Source organism: Akkermansia muciniphila, assembly GCF_030848305.1.
GTDB classification, from domain to species: Bacteria; Verrucomicrobiota; Verrucomicrobiia; order Verrucomicrobiales; family Akkermansiaceae; genus Akkermansia; species Akkermansia muciniphila_A.
In genome coordinates this window covers 1,167,374-1,186,350 of record NZ_CP114598.1, presented here as the reverse complement: position 1 = coordinate 1,186,350, position 18,977 = coordinate 1,167,374, and the positions used below count along the sequence as shown (strand labels likewise).

21 protein-coding genes and 1 tRNA gene are annotated in these 18,977 nt (G+C 56.4%); 10 read left to right on the top strand and 12 right to left on the bottom strand.

Annotated elements, in window-relative coordinates; all coding sequences use genetic code 11:
• Window positions 1-3: 3 nt before the first annotated feature.
• Entirely contained in the window at window positions 4-708 is a 705-nt protein-coding gene (locus tag O4G22_RS05230; RefSeq protein WP_306702337.1) for an alpha/beta fold hydrolase, read from the top strand.
• A complete protein-coding gene (locus O4G22_RS05225; protein WP_094137291.1) occupies window positions 705-1,025 on the top strand; it encodes a DUF3820 family protein in 321 nt (106 codons plus the stop codon). The genes O4G22_RS05230 and O4G22_RS05225 overlap by 4 nt, the downstream gene beginning before the upstream one ends.
• A 35-nt stretch (window positions 1,026-1,060) precedes the next feature.
• Here O4G22_RS05225 and O4G22_RS05220 read toward each other — a convergent pair whose 3' ends face one another.
• The 9 genes from O4G22_RS05220 to O4G22_RS05180 all read right to left on the bottom strand — a co-directional run bounded on the left by O4G22_RS05220 (window position 1,061) and on the right by O4G22_RS05180 (window position 9,921).
• On the bottom strand, window positions 1,061-1,414 hold the full coding sequence (locus O4G22_RS05220; protein ID WP_290488608.1) for a hypothetical protein: 354 nt from the start codon (window positions 1,412-1,414) through the stop codon (window positions 1,061-1,063).
• On the bottom strand, window positions 1,411-1,641 hold the full coding sequence (locus tag O4G22_RS05215) for a hypothetical protein (protein ID WP_094137289.1): 231 nt from the start codon (window positions 1,639-1,641) through the stop codon (window positions 1,411-1,413). Before O4G22_RS05215 ends, O4G22_RS05220 begins: the two co-directional genes overlap by 4 nt.
• Before the next feature lie 18 nt (window positions 1,642-1,659).
• Window positions 1,660-2,247, bottom strand: coding sequence for a DUF2589 domain-containing protein (locus O4G22_RS05210; protein WP_295978372.1), 588 nt, complete (start codon window positions 2,245-2,247; stop codon window positions 1,660-1,662).
• A 7-nt stretch (window positions 2,248-2,254) separates the two neighbouring features.
• Entirely contained in the window at window positions 2,255-3,064 is an 810-nt protein-coding gene (locus O4G22_RS05205) for a hypothetical protein (RefSeq protein ID WP_306702336.1), read from the bottom strand.
• Between the two features lie 38 nt (window positions 3,065-3,102).
• Entirely contained in the window at window positions 3,103-3,942 is an 840-nt protein-coding gene (locus O4G22_RS05200; protein ID WP_094137286.1) for a DUF2589 domain-containing protein, read from the bottom strand.
• A 157-nt stretch (window positions 3,943-4,099) separates the two neighbouring features.
• Window positions 4,100-4,585, bottom strand: coding sequence for a LytR/AlgR family response regulator transcription factor (locus O4G22_RS05195; RefSeq protein ID WP_094137285.1), 486 nt, complete (start codon window positions 4,583-4,585; stop codon window positions 4,100-4,102).
• Between the two features lie 621 nt (window positions 4,586-5,206).
• Window positions 5,207-9,142, bottom strand: coding sequence for a TIM-barrel domain-containing protein (locus O4G22_RS05190; protein ID WP_306702335.1), 3,936 nt, complete (start codon window positions 9,140-9,142; stop codon window positions 5,207-5,209).
• Between the two features lie 220 nt (window positions 9,143-9,362).
• Window positions 9,363-9,701, bottom strand: a complete 339-nt coding sequence (locus tag O4G22_RS05185) for a hypothetical protein (RefSeq protein ID WP_306702334.1) — start codon at window positions 9,699-9,701, stop codon at window positions 9,363-9,365.
• Window positions 9,702-9,844: 143 nt separating this feature from the next.
• Window positions 9,845-9,921 (bottom strand) — tRNA-Met (locus O4G22_RS05180).
• 350 nt (window positions 9,922-10,271) lie between these two features.
• Here O4G22_RS05180 and hpf point away from each other — a divergent pair.
• Together hpf and O4G22_RS05170 are read left to right on the top strand one after the other, a co-directional pair.
• Window positions 10,272-10,871 carry a ribosome hibernation-promoting factor, HPF/YfiA family gene (gene hpf, locus O4G22_RS05175; protein ID WP_094137280.1) on the top strand — a complete coding sequence of 200 codons (600 nt, stop codon included), beginning with the start codon at window positions 10,272-10,274 and terminating at the stop codon, window positions 10,869-10,871.
• 207 nt (window positions 10,872-11,078) lie between these two features.
• The gene (locus O4G22_RS05170) at window positions 11,079-11,207 is read left to right on the top strand and encodes a hypothetical protein (RefSeq protein WP_012420041.1); all 129 of its coding nucleotides are present in this window, start codon (window positions 11,079-11,081) and stop codon (window positions 11,205-11,207) included.
• 242 nt (window positions 11,208-11,449) lie between these two features.
• Here the strand turns inward: O4G22_RS05170 and O4G22_RS05165 are convergent, their stop codons facing one another.
• Window positions 11,450-12,160 (bottom strand): hypothetical protein, encoded by a 711-nt coding sequence (locus O4G22_RS05165; protein ID WP_306702333.1) that lies wholly within the window; start codon window positions 12,158-12,160, stop codon window positions 11,450-11,452.
• Between the two features lie 122 nt (window positions 12,161-12,282).
• Here O4G22_RS05165 and O4G22_RS05160 point away from each other — a divergent pair, with 122 nt between their 5' ends.
• The 6 genes from O4G22_RS05160 to O4G22_RS05135 all read left to right on the top strand — a co-directional run bounded on the left by O4G22_RS05160 (window position 12,283) and on the right by O4G22_RS05135 (window position 17,852).
• Window positions 12,283-13,893: an ABC-F family ATP-binding cassette domain-containing protein gene (locus O4G22_RS05160; protein ID WP_290488614.1), complete on the top strand. Its 1,611-nt coding sequence runs from the start codon at window positions 12,283-12,285 to the stop codon at window positions 13,891-13,893.
• A gap of 241 nt (window positions 13,894-14,134) precedes the next feature.
• A complete protein-coding gene (gene fabG, locus O4G22_RS05155; RefSeq protein WP_306702332.1) occupies window positions 14,135-14,881 on the top strand; it encodes a 3-oxoacyl-[acyl-carrier-protein] reductase in 747 nt (248 codons plus the stop codon).
• Window positions 14,882-14,904: 23 nt separating this feature from the next.
• Window positions 14,905-16,107: a formylglycine-generating enzyme family protein gene (locus O4G22_RS05150; protein ID WP_306702331.1), complete on the top strand. Its 1,203-nt coding sequence runs from the start codon at window positions 14,905-14,907 to the stop codon at window positions 16,105-16,107.
• 13 nt (window positions 16,108-16,120) lie between these two features.
• Window positions 16,121-16,393, top strand: coding sequence for a hypothetical protein (locus O4G22_RS05145; protein ID WP_306702330.1), 273 nt, complete (start codon window positions 16,121-16,123; stop codon window positions 16,391-16,393).
• A 105-nt stretch (window positions 16,394-16,498) separates the two neighbouring features.
• Complete coding sequence (locus tag O4G22_RS05140) at window positions 16,499-17,206, top strand: PEP-CTERM sorting domain-containing protein (protein WP_306702329.1); 708 nt, start codon at window positions 16,499-16,501, stop codon at window positions 17,204-17,206.
• Window positions 17,207-17,618: 412 nt separating this feature from the next.
• Window positions 17,619-17,852: a hypothetical protein gene (locus O4G22_RS05135; protein ID WP_290488616.1), complete on the top strand. Its 234-nt coding sequence runs from the start codon at window positions 17,619-17,621 to the stop codon at window positions 17,850-17,852.
• 27 nt (window positions 17,853-17,879) lie between these two features.
• On the opposite strand, the gene O4G22_RS05130 is transcribed toward O4G22_RS05135, so the two are convergent.
• The gene (locus O4G22_RS05130) at window positions 17,880-18,692 is read right to left on the bottom strand and encodes a TatD family hydrolase (RefSeq protein ID WP_290488617.1); all 813 of its coding nucleotides are present in this window, start codon (window positions 18,690-18,692) and stop codon (window positions 17,880-17,882) included.
• Window positions 18,693-18,697: 5 nt separating this feature from the next.
• Window positions 18,698-18,970 (bottom strand): hypothetical protein, encoded by a 273-nt coding sequence (locus O4G22_RS05125; RefSeq protein WP_128804737.1) that lies wholly within the window; start codon window positions 18,968-18,970, stop codon window positions 18,698-18,700.
• Between the last annotated feature and the right edge of the window lie 7 nt (window positions 18,971-18,977).

Genomic DNA, 18,977 nt, shown 5'->3' with positions numbered 1-18,977 from the left:
ACCATGATTTGGCTTCTGCACGGCAATCTGGGTTCTCCGGCGGATTGGAAACCCGTCATGGATTTTCTTCATGCCGGAGGTGTGGAGGCTCGCGCTCTGAACCTCTGGAAGTATCTGGAATGCTGCCCCAAGAGTTTGAAGGATATGGGCCGCGTGCTGTGTTCCGAAATAGCCTCCCAGGATCGCCGCCCCCTCCTCTGCGGCTATTCCCTGGGGGGCAGGTTGGCCATGCAGGCCGTTTTGGCTCATCCCCCTCTCTGGAAAGGAGCCATATTCGTCAGCGCCAATCCCGGCCTGGAACATGAAGCGGAACGGGCGGCGCGGCGGGCGAAGGATGCGGAATGGGCCGTCCAATGCCTCTCCGCTCCCTGGGAAAATTTTTTGAAGGAATGGGATGCCCAGGGCGTATTTGAAGGCGGTCCGCCGCCTCCGGACCGTTCTTCCCTGAAACCGTGGCGCAAATCCATCTCCCGCGCCTTTATTGACTGGTCTGTGGGCGCACAGGAAAACCTGGCTCCGCTTTTGAAACAATCCCCTGTTCCCCAGCTTTGGATTGCCGGACAGCGCGACGCCAGATTCAGCGCCCTGGCGCGGCGCATGGCGGGAGAACAAGCCGTCATCATCCCTCATGCCGGGCACCGGCTTCCCCTGGAAACGCCGGAAAGGCTGGCGGAATGCCTGCAACCATTTATGATGAACAATCTATGAACGATCCTGAAATACCGGACGCGGAAGATTTGAGAAAACTGGTGGAGGAAATCGCGCAAACCCGCATTCCTTTCGGCATGTACGGTCCTGCCAAATATCCCCCCAGGGGATGTCCGCTGATGGATGTCCCCCAGGAATATCTGGCCTGGTTCCAGGCCAAGGGGTTCCCGAAAGGAAAACTGGGCCGCCTGATGGAACAGTGCCTGCTGCTGAAAGGGAACGGGCTGGATTCTCTTTTTGACCCCTTCCGGAAAGCCAACGGCGGGCGGACGAAGAAAAACGCCCGCCGCCGCGTGTGGAACTTTGAAAATGAATGACCTTCCTTTTCTGAAGGGATGCCCCCTTCGGCAAATCAGGAGGCAGGAACCATCTTCACTTCCAGGCTTGCGCCCCCTTCTTCCTTAACGGCCAGCACGTAAAAAACCCCGTCCTCTTTTTTCCCGCGCGTGACCACAATGGTCAGGCTGCCGCGGGACAGCCTGACGCCATCCTCCGGAACGGAAGAAATCCCCAGCTCCGCCAGGAGTTCAAGCGCTTGAATGCCATCCCTCACACGGATGGTTTGTCCGTCGTCCGCTATCTGCTTCTTCACTTCCTGCCAGGCTGCGGCAAGCTGGCGGGGTTCCTGCTGCCGCATCTCCGCAGGGGACAGGGATGGAAGAGCCATGCACAGCACGGCGGACATGATAATCAACAGTCTCTTCATGACAGGGAGGCGGAGGGAAGCTGCTTGTCCAATGCGTTCTGAAACTTTTCCAGGGCCTGCATGGCATGGTCGGACGCCTTCCGGTCAACGGAAAGCGCCAGGCCGCAATGGGGGCACCTGATGGAGCCGGACAGCAAGTCCGGAATGGTCGTGGGGAAATACACTCCGCATTTGGGGCAATGAAGCCCCGGAGTGCGCTGGTAGGAATAAGTTGTTTTCTGGTCCATGTTGTTTTTTTCAATTAATCATTTCTTTTCCCGGGAGGGAGAATCCTCATAATGCGGCCTGGAAGCCAGCTGGAGAAATTGGGACAAGCCGGAAGGCATGTCCGCCTGCTGCATGGAGACATGAATTTTCATGTTCGCCTGAAGGGAGGAAGAAGCGCCTCTCCCGGACTGCGGAGCCAGGGAGGCCCGAAAATTCAGCCCTTCATTCTTCTCCTTTCCGCCGGGTGACTCCACCTCTCCCCTGTTCAGGGAGAAATGTTCGTTCGGAGCGGAAGCTATTGCGTCAATGATATTGATGTCAAAATCAAAATCCGCCTGCTTGATTTGCAGCAGCGGCAGCGTCACCAGGCTGATAAGCGGCACGCTGACCTTCTTTTCCGCGCCGCCGGAAGCGTCGCTGTCCGTAAAGTTGAAGCTGATCAATCTCAACGCCCCTGTGGACCCGTCCGCAGGATTGTAGGACTCAAAGGCCAGGGACATGAAATGCTTCATGTAACGTTCCGTGGACATGGCGTCCGCATCAATCGTTGCGACCAGCGGGGCTGAAATCAGCTGCTGCAGGCTCATAATGTGCCCGTTCACCTTGTTGTTTGCAGAATCACTCATCATCGTATCACTGTTGCGCGGACACTCCGGAGACGTCATTCTGCTCCGCCAGAACAGAGGGGAGGGAAACAGGGGATATATTCAGGCGCAGAGTCTGCACGGCTTCCTCCGGCATCTTTTTCAGCTTGTCCGCCTCCACTTCCACGTCCACCACCACATTGCTTTCCTGCCTGGTGAAAACGTACTTTTCCGCCAGGGCGGCCAGGAAGGAGGAAAGGCCCTCCCGGAGATTCGCGCGGCATTCCTGCCTGAGGTCATCACCCCGGGTTCCCCGGAACAGATCCTCCAGATCCGGATTGTCCATAAACTCCTTCTCCGCGACGCCTGCCAGAATCTCCAGCAGCAGCCCTCTGTCCAGCCCGGTTTCCGCTTTCAGAAGCGAGCCTTCATGGGTGGAAACGACTGCGGAAATTTTCTTCCGCAGGTAGGAGCAGAAATTCTTTTTCCACTGTTCCTCCCTGGCCAGCAGGCTTGAAAAGTCGCTTCTGGCTTCGTCGTCCGGAAGACTGGAATGCACCACGGCCATCACAATGGAACGGATGGCAAACGCCGGCGCTCTCTCTTCCAGTTCCTGACGAAACAATCTCCACTGCTCCGTGTCCGCAACCAGTTTCTCCTCCACTCCGGAAGTCCCCGTCACCGCATACTTCAAATCGAATTCCAGAGAACCTATCTGGGCGCTGGGCAGCGGAAAGCCGCACGCGCGGCCTCTTTTCCCATACTGGCGCGCCAGTGATGCCGCATGGCAGTTCGCCGCGTGCTGCGCTTCAATAATGTCCTTCAGCAGGGATTCCACGATGAGATGAAGACGGGACATGGCTCTGGAATGGAGGAGAAATCGTTATGGTTCGGTTATCAGGCGCCTACAGCCACCTTCTTCTTGAGTTCTCCAGCGCTCACCGTGCAGTTTCTGGCGTCTTCCCGGGAAAGCGTGTATTCCTTGCCGGAATCCGTCTTCACAATCCTGGATTCATTCCCCGCGCCGTTTTCGAACGTTTCCGTCGCTTCGCCTATCCGGAGAGTGATGGCTTCCGGGTCAAACAGGCCCTCTTTGTTCTTGTAGGAGGCCACCAGTTTCACGGTTCCGTCTTCCTGAATGGCATGCTGCACGTCCAGGGAACCATCCGGAGACACGACGGAAATGCTGTTGTTCAGCATTTCCAGCACTTTGGCCATCCCGGCGGGCATGCTGTCCTGCCCGGCATGGACGGCAACGTCCATGGTGTATTCCACGCTGTACTTGGAATCCCTGGTCGCGGAGGAGTCCTTTTTGCTGGAGTAGCTGGCATTCATGCTGCCGCGCGCCCAGAAGCATCTGGCAGAAGCGGACACGTTGACGTCGGCGGCAGTGGAGGAAGTTTCCGTTTCCGTACTGGCGGCGGACGCGCTGATATTCGCCTTGAAATTAATGTCGATGGAATTAATGGCGATGTAGGGGATGGGGACGATGGTCAGAAGGGGAACCGTAATCTGAGCCATGTGGCCGTCCTTGATGAACTGGAAGGAAACGTTTACCGTCTTCTTCTCTTCCCCATCCGAGTACAGGCCCACGTTCTGGATGAATTCCCAGGAAGTCCGGGCCGCCTGGGCCTGTGCTTCCACACAGGCAACGAGGGGACCGCCGATAATGTTGCCGAAGGGCAGCGACTGCAGGGAAGAAGTCGCTGTCTCTGCTGCTGATTTGTCAATTGCCATTATTTATTTCTATTTTTGGTTCAGGTTCATTGATATGCCGCCTTCCGGCGACGTCGTGAATCATGCGGTCATTTCGGTTCTGCTTCCACCCCGCCTTTCCGGCCGTTCCGTTTCGCTTTCCGGGAACGCCGCAGAAGTCTGCGCGGCGCCCCGGCGCCTATTTGGAAAACGACAGCATGTTCAAACTTCCCAGCACTTTTTTCTTCATGAATTTGCTGATGGGAATAGCAACGACGCCTACTTGGAGGAAATTGCCCGCAATGGATTCTATATGCAGCTTGTTAACCAGGTAGGAACGGTGTACGCGGATAAAATATTCCCCGTCCAGATGCTCGGATACCCGCGCCAGAGGAGCGGAAACAAGGATGGACGGCATGCCGTGCACGTGCAGCGTGCAATAGCTTCCTCCCGCTTCCACATACAGGATATGCTTCATCAGGATGCGCTGGAATCCGTCATTCATTTTAACGAATACCATGGGATTCCGGGACAGGGAAATCCCTGCGTTTTTCCCTGCCGCCGGGAAAAGCCCCCCATCCTTCATTTCCATGATTTCCAGCTTGTCCCCTTCTTCCACCGGCTCCGGCACCGGAGCATAGCAGACCCTATCTTTTTTCGTGACTTTAATAAATTGAACAGTCATTCAAAAATCATAACAAAAACTTTAAAGCATCAATAAATCTCTCAATGAATAACAGAAATGGCCTTTTGAAACCAAAATCCAGTCTTTCGGACAGACAGGAAATTTCCGCCTTTATCTGCATTCAGCCGCTATTTTCCAATTCCGCGGATAGAATTCTTCCGGCCCCGGTTACAGGAAAGAATTTCCTATTGGCCGGAACGGTTATCAGCCGCCCCCTTTCATCCGGCGGTGAAGAACCGGTCTTGAGGATGCCGGACAGGCCCATCCTCATTGGACAGGCGTCCCAGCTCCGATTCTCCTTCCGCCGCCCTACAGGCGGTCAGCAAATCCCTCCCTGAACGGCCATCCCCGCCCAGAGGATGGCCGCCGCATGAAGAAGCGGCAGCCGCGGAAATGGCAAGCCTTCCATTGTTCAATGGCCGGGGCAGGCGCCCTGCTTCCGCGCCCCGGAAAAGCAGGGCAGAAAATATCTCCCCGTTGCCGCTCTGTCCGGGAAGCTCTGGAATATGCGTAAAAATGCCGTTCCGCAGTGGGAAACGCTGCGGAAACATCCTGCCGGAACGGAAGGCTCCATGCGCGGCCGTTGTCCGGCCGGGCATGGAGCCGCCTCAGGGTGTTCAATTACAATTTTTTGGTGTTCAGTTTTTTATCCACCACCATGCCGTCCATAAGCTTCGGCTGGAACTTCATGTCGCGGCGGGCCTTGAACTTTAGCACAAACAGTTCGGAGGTTCCCTCCACAGGCTCTTTGTCTCCGATGTTGACGAAGGTGGGGTACAGGGCCTTGGTTCCGTTCGTATGAAGCCTGTCATTCGTCAGGTTCTCCATCTTCTTCATGTTCTTAACCTCCACGCCCACGAATTCCAAATCCTTGGGATCGTACGGGAGGGCGAAGCTCAGGGCATTCACCAGACGGAGGTTCCGGCCCTTCACGGTCACCCTGACGGCGTCTCCCCTGGCGTACCTTTTCTTATCGGCGCTGAGCAGAAGCTTTCCATCCACACAGGCTTTTTTCTTTGCCTCCCCGGCGGCTTTCTTCTTCTCGTCGTCTCCTTCCTTCTTATCCTCTTCCCCGTCTTTCTTGGCGTCTTCTTCCTGCGGCTGGTCGGCTTCGTCTTCCAGCTGGGTGGCTACCACGGAAATATCGTAAGCGTCAATAAGGCCATTCTTGTTGATGTCTCCGTTGCTGATGTAGCCTTCAAAGTCGGAATCGCCTTTCCGCAGCCCCGTGTAGTTGATGTAGGAGGTCAGGTCGTTTCGGTCGATCTTGCCGTCATTGTTGATGTCGCCCGGCAGATAGCTTTCCGTGCCCGGCACCTTGAAGACGTAGATTTCCCTGCCGGAGCCATAGTCGCCCACGCCTTCCGTGACATTCAGCTTGATGTAGCGCGCCGCAGGGGCATCCTTGAAGTTGAATACCTTCACGTCGCCATTCTTGTCCCATTGGAACGTGCCGGCCTTCGTCCAGTTCTCCCGGTCCATGCTGTAATAGACGGCGCCTTTCAGCAATGTGCCGTTGCCGCCGTCCTCGCGGGGAACGTAATGGAACTTCTCAAGCTTGTTGATGGTCTTCAAATCCATGACCAGGTCAAACGGCACGGCCTTCTCGCCATGCTTCGTGTGCCAGGCATCCTTTTCCTTGAAGTCAAACAGCTTCGCCAGGGAATTGCCCTGGCTTTCGACGCTCGTCTCACCCTCAATTCCAGGAATGGCGAATTCAAGCGGATTGGCCTTCGTCTTCGCGCTGACAGCCGTCCACGCGGAATGGCCGTCCTTGTTGACGGCCCGCACCTTGAAGGAATAAGGCGTCTCAGCCTCCAAATCCTCAAACAGGAATTCCGTCCCTTTGATGGTGGTGTACAGCATTCCGCCGAATTCGATTTCATAGAAATCGGCATTCGGAACGGCGTCCCACGTGGGCTTCAGGGTATAGGCCGCCGCGTTTTCCTCCGTCACCACGGCGTTGGCGGGAGCGGTCAGCGCGCCGGAAGAAAGGCGGTACTTTTCAGCGGGTTCAAACCGGAACCCTTCCACGGAAAGCACCGTGGGGGCCGCCGTAATATCCGCCGCGCCCAGCTTCACCAGCAATTGGGGGTTCCCGGAAATCGCCTTTTTCTCAAAATCGCTTCCCTTCGTCGCGAACCTGTTCAGGTTGGGAGCCCGGTCATAAAAATATACATTCTCCCGGGACTTGAACTCATCCATGGAATTCGCCTCCGCCAGGTTGACGCTGTTTTCCCCGATTTTGGCGGAAACCCCGGACGGCTTCTGCGTCACGTTGATGCGGAACTCCGTGGCCTTCTTCTTCTGGAAGCCGTTGAAATCCCCCACCGCCGGATGAACGGTGACGGTCACGTTGTTCTTGTCGTCCGTCCGGGATTCAACCAGGGTGCGGATGCCTTTGCCGGCCCTGTATTCTTCCGTCACGCCGTCGTCGTCATACACGGTGAAGGAAGTGCTGCCGTGCGGATAAAGCTCGTAAATGCGCAGGTTCGGATTAATTTCCGAGACATTGTTGCTCGGGTTAGCCATGGGAATAATCGCGCCGTTCTTGACGAACACGGGCAGCTTCCACAAAGGAGCGTCAACGTCATTGTAAATCTTGCCGCCTTCATACAAATCCCCGGTGAAATAATCGATCCACTGTCCTTCCGGCAGGTAAATGCCGTGGCGGACGTCATTCCCCTCCTCGTCCGCCCTGGTTTCCTGGTAAATGGGAGCCACCAGAAAATAGGGGCCGTACAGGAACTGGTACTGCGTCGCCTTCCCCAGCGTGTAGGGATTGGGATATTCCAGGAACATGGCCCGGATCATGGGCAGTCCGGAAACGGATTCCTCCGCGATGCTGTAGGCGTACGGGAGCAGTTCCGACTTGAGCTTGAGATACCACCGGTTAATGGAAGTATAAGGTTCCCCGAAGACATGGGGATACTTTTCATTGGCTCCCCAGCCATCCATGTTCAGTTCCATGGGGGTGAACGTTTTCCACTGGAAATCGCGGACATTCACCAGCGGGTTCTTGCCGCCGAAAATGCCGTCCATGTCCGAACAGATGTTGGGCTGCCCGGAAAGACCGGAGCCGATGTAGGTGGGAATATGGAAACGGATGTACTCCCAGACGCCGCCCGTCTGGTCGCCCGACCAGATGCCGGCATACCGCTGGGTTCCCGCCCAGCCGTCCAGGGAAATGATGAACGGGCGGCTGTTGTTCCCGTAGTAGGTCATGATCTGGGCCACGTCCGTAATGCCGTTCAGCCCGAAGGAATAGCCCGCGCCTACCCAGGCCACGTCCGTCTTCAGCACGCGCACTCCAGCGTCCCGCACCTCCTTCACGATATCGCGCTGCAGCAAAGCGCTGATTTCCGGCTTGGGATGCAGGTCGGACTGGGTCCACAACCCGATTTCCACGCCGTTCTTCCTGGCGTAGTCCGCCAGGCTCTTCAAATTCGCGATATTGCCGTCCAGGGTATCCGTCTGGCCGTACCCGGCTCCGTAGCCGTCGTTCGGCAGAAGCCATCCCAGCGGCATATCATGGGCCTTGTAACGGTCCACGACGGCGCGGCCGGAAAACTGGTAATTATTCAATTCCCCGTTCAGGGATTCCTTAATGCCTCCGTTATCCTTCTGGCTTTCCTTGTACCGTTTCCCGTCCTCAAACAGGATGCCCTTTTCATCTTCCTTCCAGTAATCCCGGTTATAGGCGTTCAGATGCCCCTGGTAAAAGGCGAACTTGGGCAGCAGAACGGGAGCGCCGGTAAGCTGGTAGAAATCCCTCAAAAGACTGACGGGACTGTCGCTGACCATGAAAAAGACGTCCAGATAATTTTCATCATGCGAGAGGTTCACCAGATTCTCTTCCCTGGAGCCGAAATCATACTGCCCTTTCTTGAAGGTATGCCACATGACGCCGTACCCGCCGGTGGACCAGTAAAAAGGAGTGGGGGAAGCCACGCCGCCATCCGTCCAGCTGTTCTGGTTTTCTATGGAAATGACCTTTCCCTTGTGAGAAAAACGGCCGTTCTGCACGCCGCCGCCGTAAAAATATTCGTCCGGCTTCGCCTTCAGGGAAAAACTGGTCCTGCCCTTTTCAAAAAGAATGGGGGATGCCTGCTCCGCCACTACGGAATGATCCTTCAGATTGATCACCTTGAAAAGAGAGGTCTTTTTATTTATCTCAATCCTGACCTTCCCCGTAGTGATGACAACTGCATCGCCCTTCTGGTCCACATCCAGCCGGGAAACCGGCTTCCGGGGATTGTCCGCCAGAATGCGGGCTTCCGGGTCCGCCTTGGGGTCGCGGATAATGCCGCCTTTGTCATCCCTGAAAATACGGAAAACGTTATCTCCGTAAAAATCGAGCGTCATCCGGCGATTGTTGTCAAGCAGCACTTCCACGGCGGCAGGATTGATTTTCCTGGCGCCTTCAACGGCCTGGACCTGTTGTTCAGGAACCGGCTCTTCCAATGCGGCAAGTGCGAAGCCCGAGAAGGAAATGGACAATCCGAAAGCCAGCAGGACGGAATTCCGGAACATGCCATGGTCTATTGAGTTTCCCATTATTGTAGTATTTTATGTTATTCAGCGGAGCGGCATCGCGGGAAGGACGCAAACAACCGTTTCCCGACGGGCAGCAGACCGCTTTCATTCATTGTGCCGTCTAATGGCGCAGGTTATCTTGCCGCACCATACCCTTTGTCCTTAATCGTAACAAGGTCAAAGACGGCAGCAACGGCGCGCCATTGCTCCACACGTTCATAAAATACCTGCTCACAGAAGGTTATCTTTCCATGATGACATTATTTCTTCTCCACGGCATCACATCGTCAAATGAATCAAGCGCGCTGAAGCCCTTATGGGTACCCTCTGGCGACCTATTCCCCCGGCTCCGGAAACTGCCCTCCTGCGCGGCGGAATGCCGCGGGTCCATCAACAAAACCGTGCCATGGTCCTGGGAACCGTTAGCCACAGGATACTTGTGAGAAAAACCCCGGTTCACGACTGCGGAAATCCCATCCACCGCCGGCCTGGCATCCAGCCATGCCATATTCATGCCAATTCCCCACGGAGTCATGATGGATTCCAAATCCCGGTCGCCGGAATTAAATACACGTTCCACGATCTTGCAGGCCGGCCGGCCATAACCCGGCAGCTTGAAAAGTCAAAAAGCTCTCGAAAACAACAGGTTCCCAATACCTGCCGGATGCTTTTCCAACCGTAACGAAAAAGCCCCGCAAGCTTATTGCTTGCAGGGCCTTCAAATGGTTACGGGAGCAGGATTTGAACCTGCGACCTTCAGGTTATGAGCCTGACGAGCTACCTGGCTGCTCCATCCCGCGATTTAGAGAGCATCCGTAGAGGAGTGCGCAACCGTTATAATCCATTTCCGCGGCATGTCAAGTACTTTCAAATAATTTTTTTATGCCCGCAGTTGTATGACAGAAGCCCTGAAACGCATTCCGGAGACGCAGGAAGGCAATAAACGGGAACAGCCGCTCCCCGATTGATTGGCTCACAACAGGTAGGAGAGCCGCCCGGTTCCGGCAAATGGGAACGGAAAAGGAAAAACTCCTTTCCCTGCACACGAAAAAAAGAAAGGATTCCTCGACAAACATTGTCAAATCTGTATATCTTGAAAGGTGCGGACCGGGAGTCCGCGCATTAACATCAACTAGAAAGAGGTACGACAATGCAAAAGGTAAACGTAAACACACCCATTACGATCACGGGGCGCCACGTGGAAGTCACAGACGCGATTCGGGAATTCGTAACGAAAAAGATTGAAGGGATCCGCCTGGATTTCCCGCGCATTATGGAGGTTAAAGTATTGCTTGATGTGCAACGCGACCGCAAGATTTCCCAGGTAATCCTGTTCTGTTCAGACCATATCACCATTGACGCGTCCACGGAAGGGACGGACATGTACGCCTGCGTTGATGAGACGATCACCAAAATCATGCGCCGCATGCGCAAGCATAAAACGCGCCTGATGAAGAATTTCCGTCCCCATCACCAGGAAACTATCCGCAAACTGGATGAAACGGTATATGACGATTCCGTGCTGGATTACCCCGGAGATTCCCAAGAAGACCCGGAACCCCTGCTCATTCACAGAGAAAGCTACAATCTCAAAAAGCTTTACAAGGAAGAGGCTATCATGGAATTGGAACTTTCCGATAAGCCCTTCGTGCTCTACAGGAATGCACGGCGCGACGTGCTCCAGATCGTGTACCGGAGACCGGACGGAGACTACTCGATCATTGAGCTTGGGGCCAGTCTGCAAGCGTAAAAAACGGGGTTGAAACAAACCGTTTTCCATAACGCGTCAACAAGAGCAGGACTCCAGAAACCGGGGGTCCTGCTCTTTTCTGTAATGCCGTGACATGGAACAAGAAAATCTCTTGATTTCTACTTGCCACCATTTACATTGGTCCCAGCAAACCTCCGTGGATGCGGAGGTTCCAGTAGTTAATAAACACTGTATTTAATTCGAATTATGAAGAACATCGCTATCCTCGCCATCGCCGGCGCCGCTTGCCTGGTCGCTTCTTGCTCCCAGCAGCAGCAGCAACAGCAAACTACCGCTCCTGCTCCCGCTCCGGTTGTGCAGGCCAAGGGCAAGTAAGTTTGCAGCGGGGTTTTGCCCTGCAACACTAGCAAATCATCCAATTAATCCGCACTCGGTGTACGCACTGAGTGCGTTTTTATTTGCCCTGAACCCTGGCTCCCGCCGCCATTTGCCGATTCCGCCGGAATGTTACTTAAAAATGGCGGTGCCGCAACAGGCGCCTGCATATACGGCCGCGCAGGCGTCAACCGCCGTCGCGCAGCGCCGTGTACCTGCTCCGGCCGGAGCAGGCGGTTCCTTTATTCAGAGGCGCCCGCCTTCGCCTCATTCCGCTGGTCAGACTGGAATATCCGTTGAACCAGCATGGGGCGTTTCCTGGCCCACCCGGGCCAGACCAGGTGATGTTCCATGCCGTAGGAATGCCCCTCCGGAAAGGCTTTGGAAACAAACGGCTCCCGCCAGTCTTCCTCCCATTTGCCGCCTTCCCGGTCTTTCTGGGTCAGCGTCACCAGATGGCCGCAGTTCTTCCAGGCATCCAGCACAATGGAACCCTGCAATCCCTTCCCGGCGGCATTGACATACACGCAACTGTGCTCCCTGCCCGTTCCACGGTCTCGAATCGTCAGCCCTACGCGGAAATACTTCACGGGCCGGCGGCGCAGATCCCGGTACAAATCCTGCTGGACCTGCCAGCACAGCCCCCTGTCGCGCAGGTTGGAATTGACCAGAATGTTGTTCAGCCAGCCAAACAGCACCGTCCTGTTGTCCCGGGCAATCGCGGCGGACTGGGCTACAGCCGTGTCCGCCAGCCACCTGGCCTCCGCTCCGGCAGCGGGAAGAACGGCCTGGTCCGGCGGAAGCAGCGCCAGGAAGGCATTTGCCAACCCGGACATTTGCTGCTGCACGTAAGGTTTTTGTAGATAATCCTCCGCCGGAGGAGTACAGCAGGAACTCCATCCGCACAAAAGGGCGGCAGCAAGCAAAAGCCTGAATGTCTGCATGGTCGGCATGGCGCGCCAAGGCTACCAGACTACGCGCAAAAATCCAGTAAAGCTTTCAAAAATGCCGGCCTCCGCCCTGACGGCTCTTGCCTTCCCCTTTGCGTCCCGGTAGAATACGGTCTCTCTTTACCATGCTGACAATCAAAAATCTCACGAAATCCCACGCCGGACGAACCCTGTTCAGGGAAACGGAAATGACCATTAACTGGGGGGAACGGGTAGCTCTGGTTGGCCCCAACGGAGCGGGCAAATCCACCCTGTTCCGCATGATTCTGGGAGAAGACGCGCCGGACGAAGGCTCCATCAGCATGGATGAATACGCCATCGTAGGCTATCTTCCCCAGGAAGCCAGCGAACCCAAGGATGAAACCGTGCTGGAAATCGCCCTGGGCATCACGCCGGAAATGGAACAGGCCATCCACATCATCCGGACGGCGGAAAACGCCAACAAGACAGATACGCCGGAGTACGCGGAAGCCATTGACACCTTCAACGCCGCCAACGGCTACCAGCTGGAGCCCAAGGCCAAAAAAATTCTCAAAGGTCTGGCCTTCCGGGAAAGCGACTTCCACCGCCCCGCCCGGGAAATGTCCGGCGGCTGGATCATGCGCGCGTACCTGGCCAAGCTCCTTGTCCTGGAACCGGACCTCCTGATGCTGGACGAACCTACCAACCACCTGGATCTTCTGTCCCTGCTGTGGCTCCAGCGATATTTGAAAAACTACCCCGGCGCCATCCTGATGATTTCCCACGACCGTGATTTCATGGACGAACTGGTGGAGAGCGTGTACGACATCGACAATGAAGAGCTGGTGGAATACCGCGGCAACTACTCGGACTTCCTCCAACAGAAGGACGTGCGCTTCGAACAGCTTCAGGCGGCCTACCGCAACCAGCAGAAGGAAATAGCGCACATCCAGGAATTTATTGACCGTTTCCGCTCCATTAATTCCAAGGCCGGACAGGTCCAGAGCCGCATCAAGCAGCTGGAAAAGATGAAGCTCATCCAAAAACCGGTAGCCCGCAGGAAAGTATTTAAATTCAACTTCCCCCAGCCGCCGCGCAGCACTCAGAAAGTCATTGAGCTGGAAAAAGTCTGCCAATCCTATGGCGACCGCAGGGTTTATGAAAACCTGGACTTGCTGGTGGAACGCGGGGAACGCACTGTTCTCGTAGGCCCGAACGGCGCGGGCAAATCCACTCTGCTGAAAATCCTGGCGGGCATCATCCCCATTGACTCCGGGCAGCGCACTCCCGGCACCACCACGCGCATCGGCTACTTCTCCCAGGCGCGAACGGAAAACCTGAACCCGGAAAATACCGTGCTGGAGGAAATTATGAAATGCAGCGCTGAAATCCGGGAGGAGGAAGCGCGCTCCATCCTGGGCTCCTTCCTGTTCCGGAGGCTGGATGTGGAAAAACGCGTCAGCGTTCTTTCCGGCGGGGAGAAATCGCGTCTCAGCCTGGTCAAATTCCTGGTGGACCCGCCCAATCTCCTGCTGATGGACGAGCCGACCACCCACCTGGACCTTTTGTCCGTGGAAGCCCTGGTGCAGGCTCTGAAGCATTATGAAGGAACACTGGTCTTCATCTCCCACGACGTGCACTTCATCCGCTCCCTGGCGCAAAAAACCCTGCATGTGAACCGGGGGACCATCACCGCCTACGCGGGCGGATATGACTACTATCTGGAAAAGTCGGGCATTCTGGATGATGAGAAAGGCGGCGTCACGGCGGAATAGAGGCCCTTCTTCAACTCCCCTTTCCCTGCCATGAATTTCATCCTTCCTTAAAAGACAGGATGAAGGCGGTGCGCCCTCCCGGACAATCCGGGAAAATGAAGAAGATGAACAGTAGCCTTCTCCGCCCCGTTTCCTTCCCCTCTTTCATTCCCGGGCAGCCTTTTCCCCGTATGGGCTCCTGCGCGGCCAAGTCCATTTCAAGCTTGCCGGAACCGTGAAAAACGGGTTTACTGTGGGCAGTATGCAAAAGTTAGCAGGTAAAACAGCCATCGTTACCGGCGCGGGCCGCGGAATCGGCAATGCCGTCGCGCGCCGCTTCGCTTCGGAAGGAGCCAGGGTCATCCTGATCAGCCGCAGCCCGTCCAGCTGCGGGGGAGCCGCAGAAGAGATCAACAGGGAATTTCCGGACTCCTGCAAGGCCTACCCCTGCGACGTAGCGGATTACGCGGCCGTTCAGGAAACCATGGCCGCCATTTTGAAAGACTTCCCGCAGATTGACATCCTGGTGAACAACGCCGGCATCACGAGGGACACCCTGATGCTCCGCATGAAGGAGGAAGACTGGGACGCCGTTCTGGACACCAACCTGAAAAGCGCGTTCAATACGGTCAAGGCCCTCCAGCGCGTTCTGATGAAATCCTCGGCCGGGCGCATCATCAACATGAGCTCCGTCATCGGCCTCGTCGGCAACATCGGCCAGGCCAATTACGCTGCTTCCAAGGCGGGTCTCATCGGCTTCACCAAATCCCTGGCCCAGGAATTCGCTCCGCGCAAAGTCACGTGCAACGCTATTGCTCCCGGCTTCATCTCCACGGAAATGTCCAACGCCATTCCCGACAATCTCAAGGAAGAAATCGTTAAGAAAATTCCTTTGAAGGAACAAGGCTCCGTGGAAGACATCGCCGCCCTGACGGCCTTCCTGGCCTCTGACGATGCCCGTTACATTACCGGACAGGTCATTGCCTGCGACGGGGGCATGACCATGTAGGGCCTTCCGGTTCTTACCATTCCATGCGCGGCATTTTCTTTGTTTCCTGCTTTCTGGGAGGAAGCGCCCTGCTGGCCGGGTGCCGGGAAGAAAATTCCCCCCGCCCGGCCACGGAAGATGCCGCGCGCATTACCAGCGCGCGCCAGTGGGGGGAAAGCCGTTCCGCGCTGCAAAAGCGGGAACTGGACCGCGCTGCCGGCGCTTCCCTTCCCGTCCCGGATGACCTGCCGTCCCGGGAACTGGTCGGCACGACGCGCCAAATCCATCATCTCATTGAAGCTTCCGGAAATCCGGCACATGCTGAATCCTACACGGAAACGGTGCCTGCGGCGGGAGCTTCCCTGCGCATGGTCGCCATACCGGGAGGAACGTTCCTTATGGGAAGTCCCGCGGAAGAGCCGCACCGGAAACCGGACGAAGGTCCGCGGCATGAAGTGAGCGTCTCCCCCTTCTGGATCTCGGAAACGGAAATCCCCTGGGAACTTTATACGGCCTTCATGGAAAACGGACGTCCGCGCGCCAAGGACGGCCAGCTTCTGGAGGAACAGCCGGATGACGAGCTCTGGGACTTCGTGACGCAGCCCACCGCCCCCTACACCGCCATGAACCTGGGCATGGGCCACGGCTATGAACACGGTCTGCCCGCCATCTCCATGTCCCATCACGCCGCCAGCAAATTCTGCGAATGGCTGAGCGCCCAGACCGGGCATTACTACCGTCTGCCCACGGAAGCGGAATGGGAATACGCCTGCCGGGCCGGCTCCCCCGGCGCCTACTCTTACGGCAATGGAGAAGCCCCCCTGGACCAGTACGGCTGGTACTGGAACAACTCCAATGACCGCTATCAGAAAACAGGCTCCAAAAAACCGAATAAGTGGGGCCTCCGGGACATGCACGGAAATGTGGCGGAATGGGTTTTGGACTCCTACGTTCCGGATGCCTACGGCAAGCGGAGCGGCCTGCCCGCGAAAGACCCCCTGGTCATCGTCCCCGGAGCCCCCCACACCGTGCGCGGCGGTTCGTGGGAAGACGACCCGGACGGTCTGCGAAGCGCGGCGCGGCGCGCCAGCGACCCCGCCTGGAACCGCCAGGACCCCCAAAACCCTAAAAGCATCTGGTACCTGACGGACGGAGGCATGATCGGGTTCCGCGTGGTGCGCCCCATGAACATTCCGGACGTCATGACGATGCACCGCCTCTGGAATTTCTCCAAAGGGGAGCCGTAAAGAAAAACTTTTCATGATCACCGGATCAGGATGTAGCCGCCGTCCGCGGCAGCCGCATTGCCGGGGATATCATCATCCGTCATCAGGACAGACGATGGAAAAGAGTGCGGTGGTTACACCAAATTTGGAATCCCTCAATCGAATTTGGAATCCGGCACGCAACGGTGAAGAAGCCCAATCAATAATGAAATCAATGGATAACAATGATGGTTCCAGCGTGACGGCAAAAGGACCAGAGGCATTAAAATACAATCATTTTCAAATAGTTATAAATACAATACATTAACTCTTAATAATTTTAATTGCTTGCGGATTCCAAATTCGGTACACAGGCGCAAATGCGCGCTGGACCCTCGCATTCTCTTATATATTAAGTATTAAGATACCAATCATGAAGAAATTATTATCCACTCTGATTCTTTCTGCCGGCATGAGCCTGAGCGCTACTGCGGATACCGGCCTGCTGGATAGTTCCATCGTGGGATATTCGGACTTCTCCTCCCTGACGGCGGATTTCGGCACTCTGAAGGATTCCGTTACCCTCACGCAAGGCGCCGACAATCTGATGTTAAGCGGGGTGAATTTTAGCACTCCGGCTGCAAGCAATCGCAATAACATGACCGTGACCATGGTCCTGGACCTGGGCAAAATCAACACGCCGCAGACCTATACCGCCCTGTTCAACGCCAAAGGCGGAAGCACAAGCTGGGGTGCGGGCGTGAATACGGATCGTAAACTCCAGGGATTATGGAACAATGCCGCATATGCCTCTCCTATCGCGTCAACTCCGCTGGGCACGGAAGGACTCCTGACCATCTCTGTAGTCACCGGAGATATCGGCTCCCGCATCTATGCTGGCGCCAACGATAACTATTATTCCTCCCCTGGCCTGAAATTCAGCAGCGCGACTATCGACCAGATTCTGTTTGATACCCAACTGTCCGACGCCATCCAACAGCTCTACGTTCATGACTCCTGCCTTTCCCAGGACCAGGTAGGTCAGCTGATGAGTGAAATCGCCAGCATTCCGGAACCCGCCACGGCCACGCTGGGCCTGCTGGGGCTGGCTGCGCTGATGGTGCGCCGCCGCAGAGCATAAGGTTGCTTCATCGGTCCGCTCGCTTTTTTCCAGGGCTGCCTCATGTAATCGTGAGGCAGCCCTTTCCATACCCATATGGCGCCCTCCCAAAGGCTCCGCCAAAGCGCTGGGCGGGGAAATGCCCTCTTCCGGAAAAACGATATTCAGACGCCGTGCGGCAGGCCCCTCCCCGCGGAACAGCGGTATTGCCCGGTCCCCACGCCAATCCATTTTCCAGCGCAGAAAAAACCGGAAACGGACGTGGGAAAGCGAGTCTTCCTCCCACATCCGGAACATCCCATCCTAGACGGCAATCCGCTCCCCCGCCCAGGCCGTTCCGGCACGGCCTGTCCATTCCGGAAGAAGCCTCCGTTTTCCAACCTGCTCCTCCCGGCTGAAGGGGAGAAAACCGTCTCACCAGCATCCTCCGGCCATGACCCACCAGAAACAGCAACTGCTACTGCGCTTTTTCCGTTATTTCAAAAGCAAAAAGGAAGAACCGCACTTTTTCAACAAGCGCAATATATGCCTGCTCGTCCTTGCCGGCGTCTATATTCTGATTCCCGATGAATTCCTGTTTGCCGGAATAGACAAGCTGGGACTGCTGGACGACGCCGCAGTCATTTTGGGAGCCGTCTTCACCGTCTTCTTTCCGGATGGGGATTAGCGGCCTTCCTGCCCGCCGCGCACGGGACTAGCGGGACGACACTTTCCGAAACTTCGGGGACTGGCCCATAAACGCCTCCGGATTGTCCAGAAGGAGCCGCTCCGCCTCCCGGCGGGAAAAACCGCGCTTGCGGAGCTCGCAGGCCAGGGCCGTCAGCGCCAGGGGATTGGAATCCCCCCAGTCCGCCGCGGAATTGGCCCAGACGCGCTCCATCCCATATATTTCCAGAATATCCGCCGCCCGCTTGGGATTCAGTTTGCTGGTGGGATAAAGAGTCAGTCCGGCCCAGTAGCCGGCCTCCTTCACCAGCGGGAAGGTATGTTCCTCGCAGTGGTCCACCAGCACGCGGCCGGGATCCAGATCCGGGCGGTTTTTCAGGGCGGAAAGAATCATCCTGGTCCCCTTCAGCTTGTCTTCCAGATGGGGAGTGTGAATCAGCACAAGCTGGTTGAGGCGCACCGCCAGATCCAGATGCTCTTCAAAAATGGTCATTTCATGGGAAGTATTCCGGTTCAGCCCTATTTCCCCGATGCCGAGGACATTGGGCCGGTCAATAAACTCCGGAATGAGCGTCATTACCTCCCGTGCAAAGGCCACGTCTTGAGCCTCTTTGGGATTGATGCACAGCCATGTGTAATGGTCCATGCCGAACTTGGCCGCCCTGGCGGGTTCGCCTTCCGTAAGCTGTACGAAATAATCCCGGAAACCGTCCACGGACGAACGGTCGTAACCGGCCCAGAACGCCGGCTCCCCTACCGCCAGGCAGCCCGCCTGCGCCATGGCCCGGTATTCGTCCGTGGTACGGCACACCATATGTATATGAGGTTCGATAAAAGCCATGATTCCTATTTGCTGAAGTTCGGGGCTCCACAGGCTGCCTTGGCCGCGGCGGTTTCCGGCACGGCGTCATCCCTGTAGGAAAGGGCTTCCAGAATGGCCCGGACACGCCCGGGGCCGGATGCGGACAAAAGGGGAAGAACCTCCATCAGGGCATGGTAGCGGAAATCCGCCTCTCCCTCCCCGCGGTCCACCCGGTCCAGAAATGCGGCCACATCCAGAACGCCGGCGCGCGCCGCTGCGAAATCCGCGTCCAGCACCTCTTTTTTACTCCTTTTCATGCACAGA

Excerpts from the sequence above, each read along its gene's own strand:
- O4G22_RS05150 (WP_306702331.1), top strand. The coding sequence starts at position 14,905 with ATGCGCGGCATTTTCTTTGTTTCCTGCTTTCTGGGAGGAAGCGCCCTG.
- O4G22_RS05135 (WP_290488616.1), top strand. The coding sequence starts at position 17,619 with ATGACCCACCAGAAACAGCAACTGCTACTGCGCTTTTTCCGTTATTTC.
- O4G22_RS05200 (WP_094137286.1), bottom strand. The coding sequence starts at position 3,942 with ATGGCAATTGACAAATCAGCAGCAGAGACAGCGACTTCTTCCCTGCAG.
- O4G22_RS05190 (WP_306702335.1), bottom strand. The coding sequence starts at position 9,142 with ATGGGAAACTCAATAGACCATGGCATGTTCCGGAATTCCGTCCTGCTG.
- O4G22_RS05140 (WP_306702329.1), top strand. The coding sequence starts at position 16,499 with ATGAAGAAATTATTATCCACTCTGATTCTTTCTGCCGGCATGAGCCTG.
- O4G22_RS05165 (WP_306702333.1), bottom strand. The coding sequence starts at position 12,160 with ATGCCGACCATGCAGACATTCAGGCTTTTGCTTGCTGCCGCCCTTTTG.
- O4G22_RS05195 (WP_094137285.1), bottom strand. The coding sequence starts at position 4,585 with ATGACTGTTCAATTTATTAAAGTCACGAAAAAAGATAGGGTCTGCTAT.
- O4G22_RS05215 (WP_094137289.1), bottom strand. The coding sequence starts at position 1,641 with ATGGACCAGAAAACAACTTATTCCTACCAGCGCACTCCGGGGCTTCAT.
- O4G22_RS05220 (WP_290488608.1), bottom strand. The coding sequence starts at position 1,414 with ATGAAGAGACTGTTGATTATCATGTCCGCCGTGCTGTGCATGGCTCTT.
- fabG (WP_306702332.1), top strand. The coding sequence starts at position 14,135 with ATGCAAAAGTTAGCAGGTAAAACAGCCATCGTTACCGGCGCGGGCCGC.
- O4G22_RS05145 (WP_306702330.1), top strand. The coding sequence starts at position 16,121 with ATGATCACCGGATCAGGATGTAGCCGCCGTCCGCGGCAGCCGCATTGC.
- O4G22_RS05225 (WP_094137291.1), top strand. The coding sequence starts at position 705 with ATGAACGATCCTGAAATACCGGACGCGGAAGATTTGAGAAAACTGGTG.
- O4G22_RS05170 (WP_012420041.1), top strand. The coding sequence starts at position 11,079 with ATGAAGAACATCGCTATCCTCGCCATCGCCGGCGCCGCTTGCCTGGTC.
- O4G22_RS05230 (WP_306702337.1), top strand. The coding sequence starts at position 4 with ATGATTTGGCTTCTGCACGGCAATCTGGGTTCTCCGGCGGATTGGAAA.
- O4G22_RS05125 (WP_128804737.1), bottom strand. The coding sequence starts at position 18,970 with ATGAAAAGGAGTAAAAAAGAGGTGCTGGACGCGGATTTCGCAGCGGCG.
- O4G22_RS05160 (WP_290488614.1), top strand. The coding sequence starts at position 12,283 with ATGCTGACAATCAAAAATCTCACGAAATCCCACGCCGGACGAACCCTG.
- O4G22_RS05130 (WP_290488617.1), bottom strand. The coding sequence starts at position 18,692 with ATGGCTTTTATCGAACCTCATATACATATGGTGTGCCGTACCACGGAC.
- O4G22_RS05210 (WP_295978372.1), bottom strand. The coding sequence starts at position 2,247 with ATGAGTGATTCTGCAAACAACAAGGTGAACGGGCACATTATGAGCCTG.
- hpf (WP_094137280.1), top strand. The coding sequence starts at position 10,272 with ATGCAAAAGGTAAACGTAAACACACCCATTACGATCACGGGGCGCCAC.
- O4G22_RS05205 (WP_306702336.1), bottom strand. The coding sequence starts at position 3,064 with ATGTCCCGTCTTCATCTCATCGTGGAATCCCTGCTGAAGGACATTATT.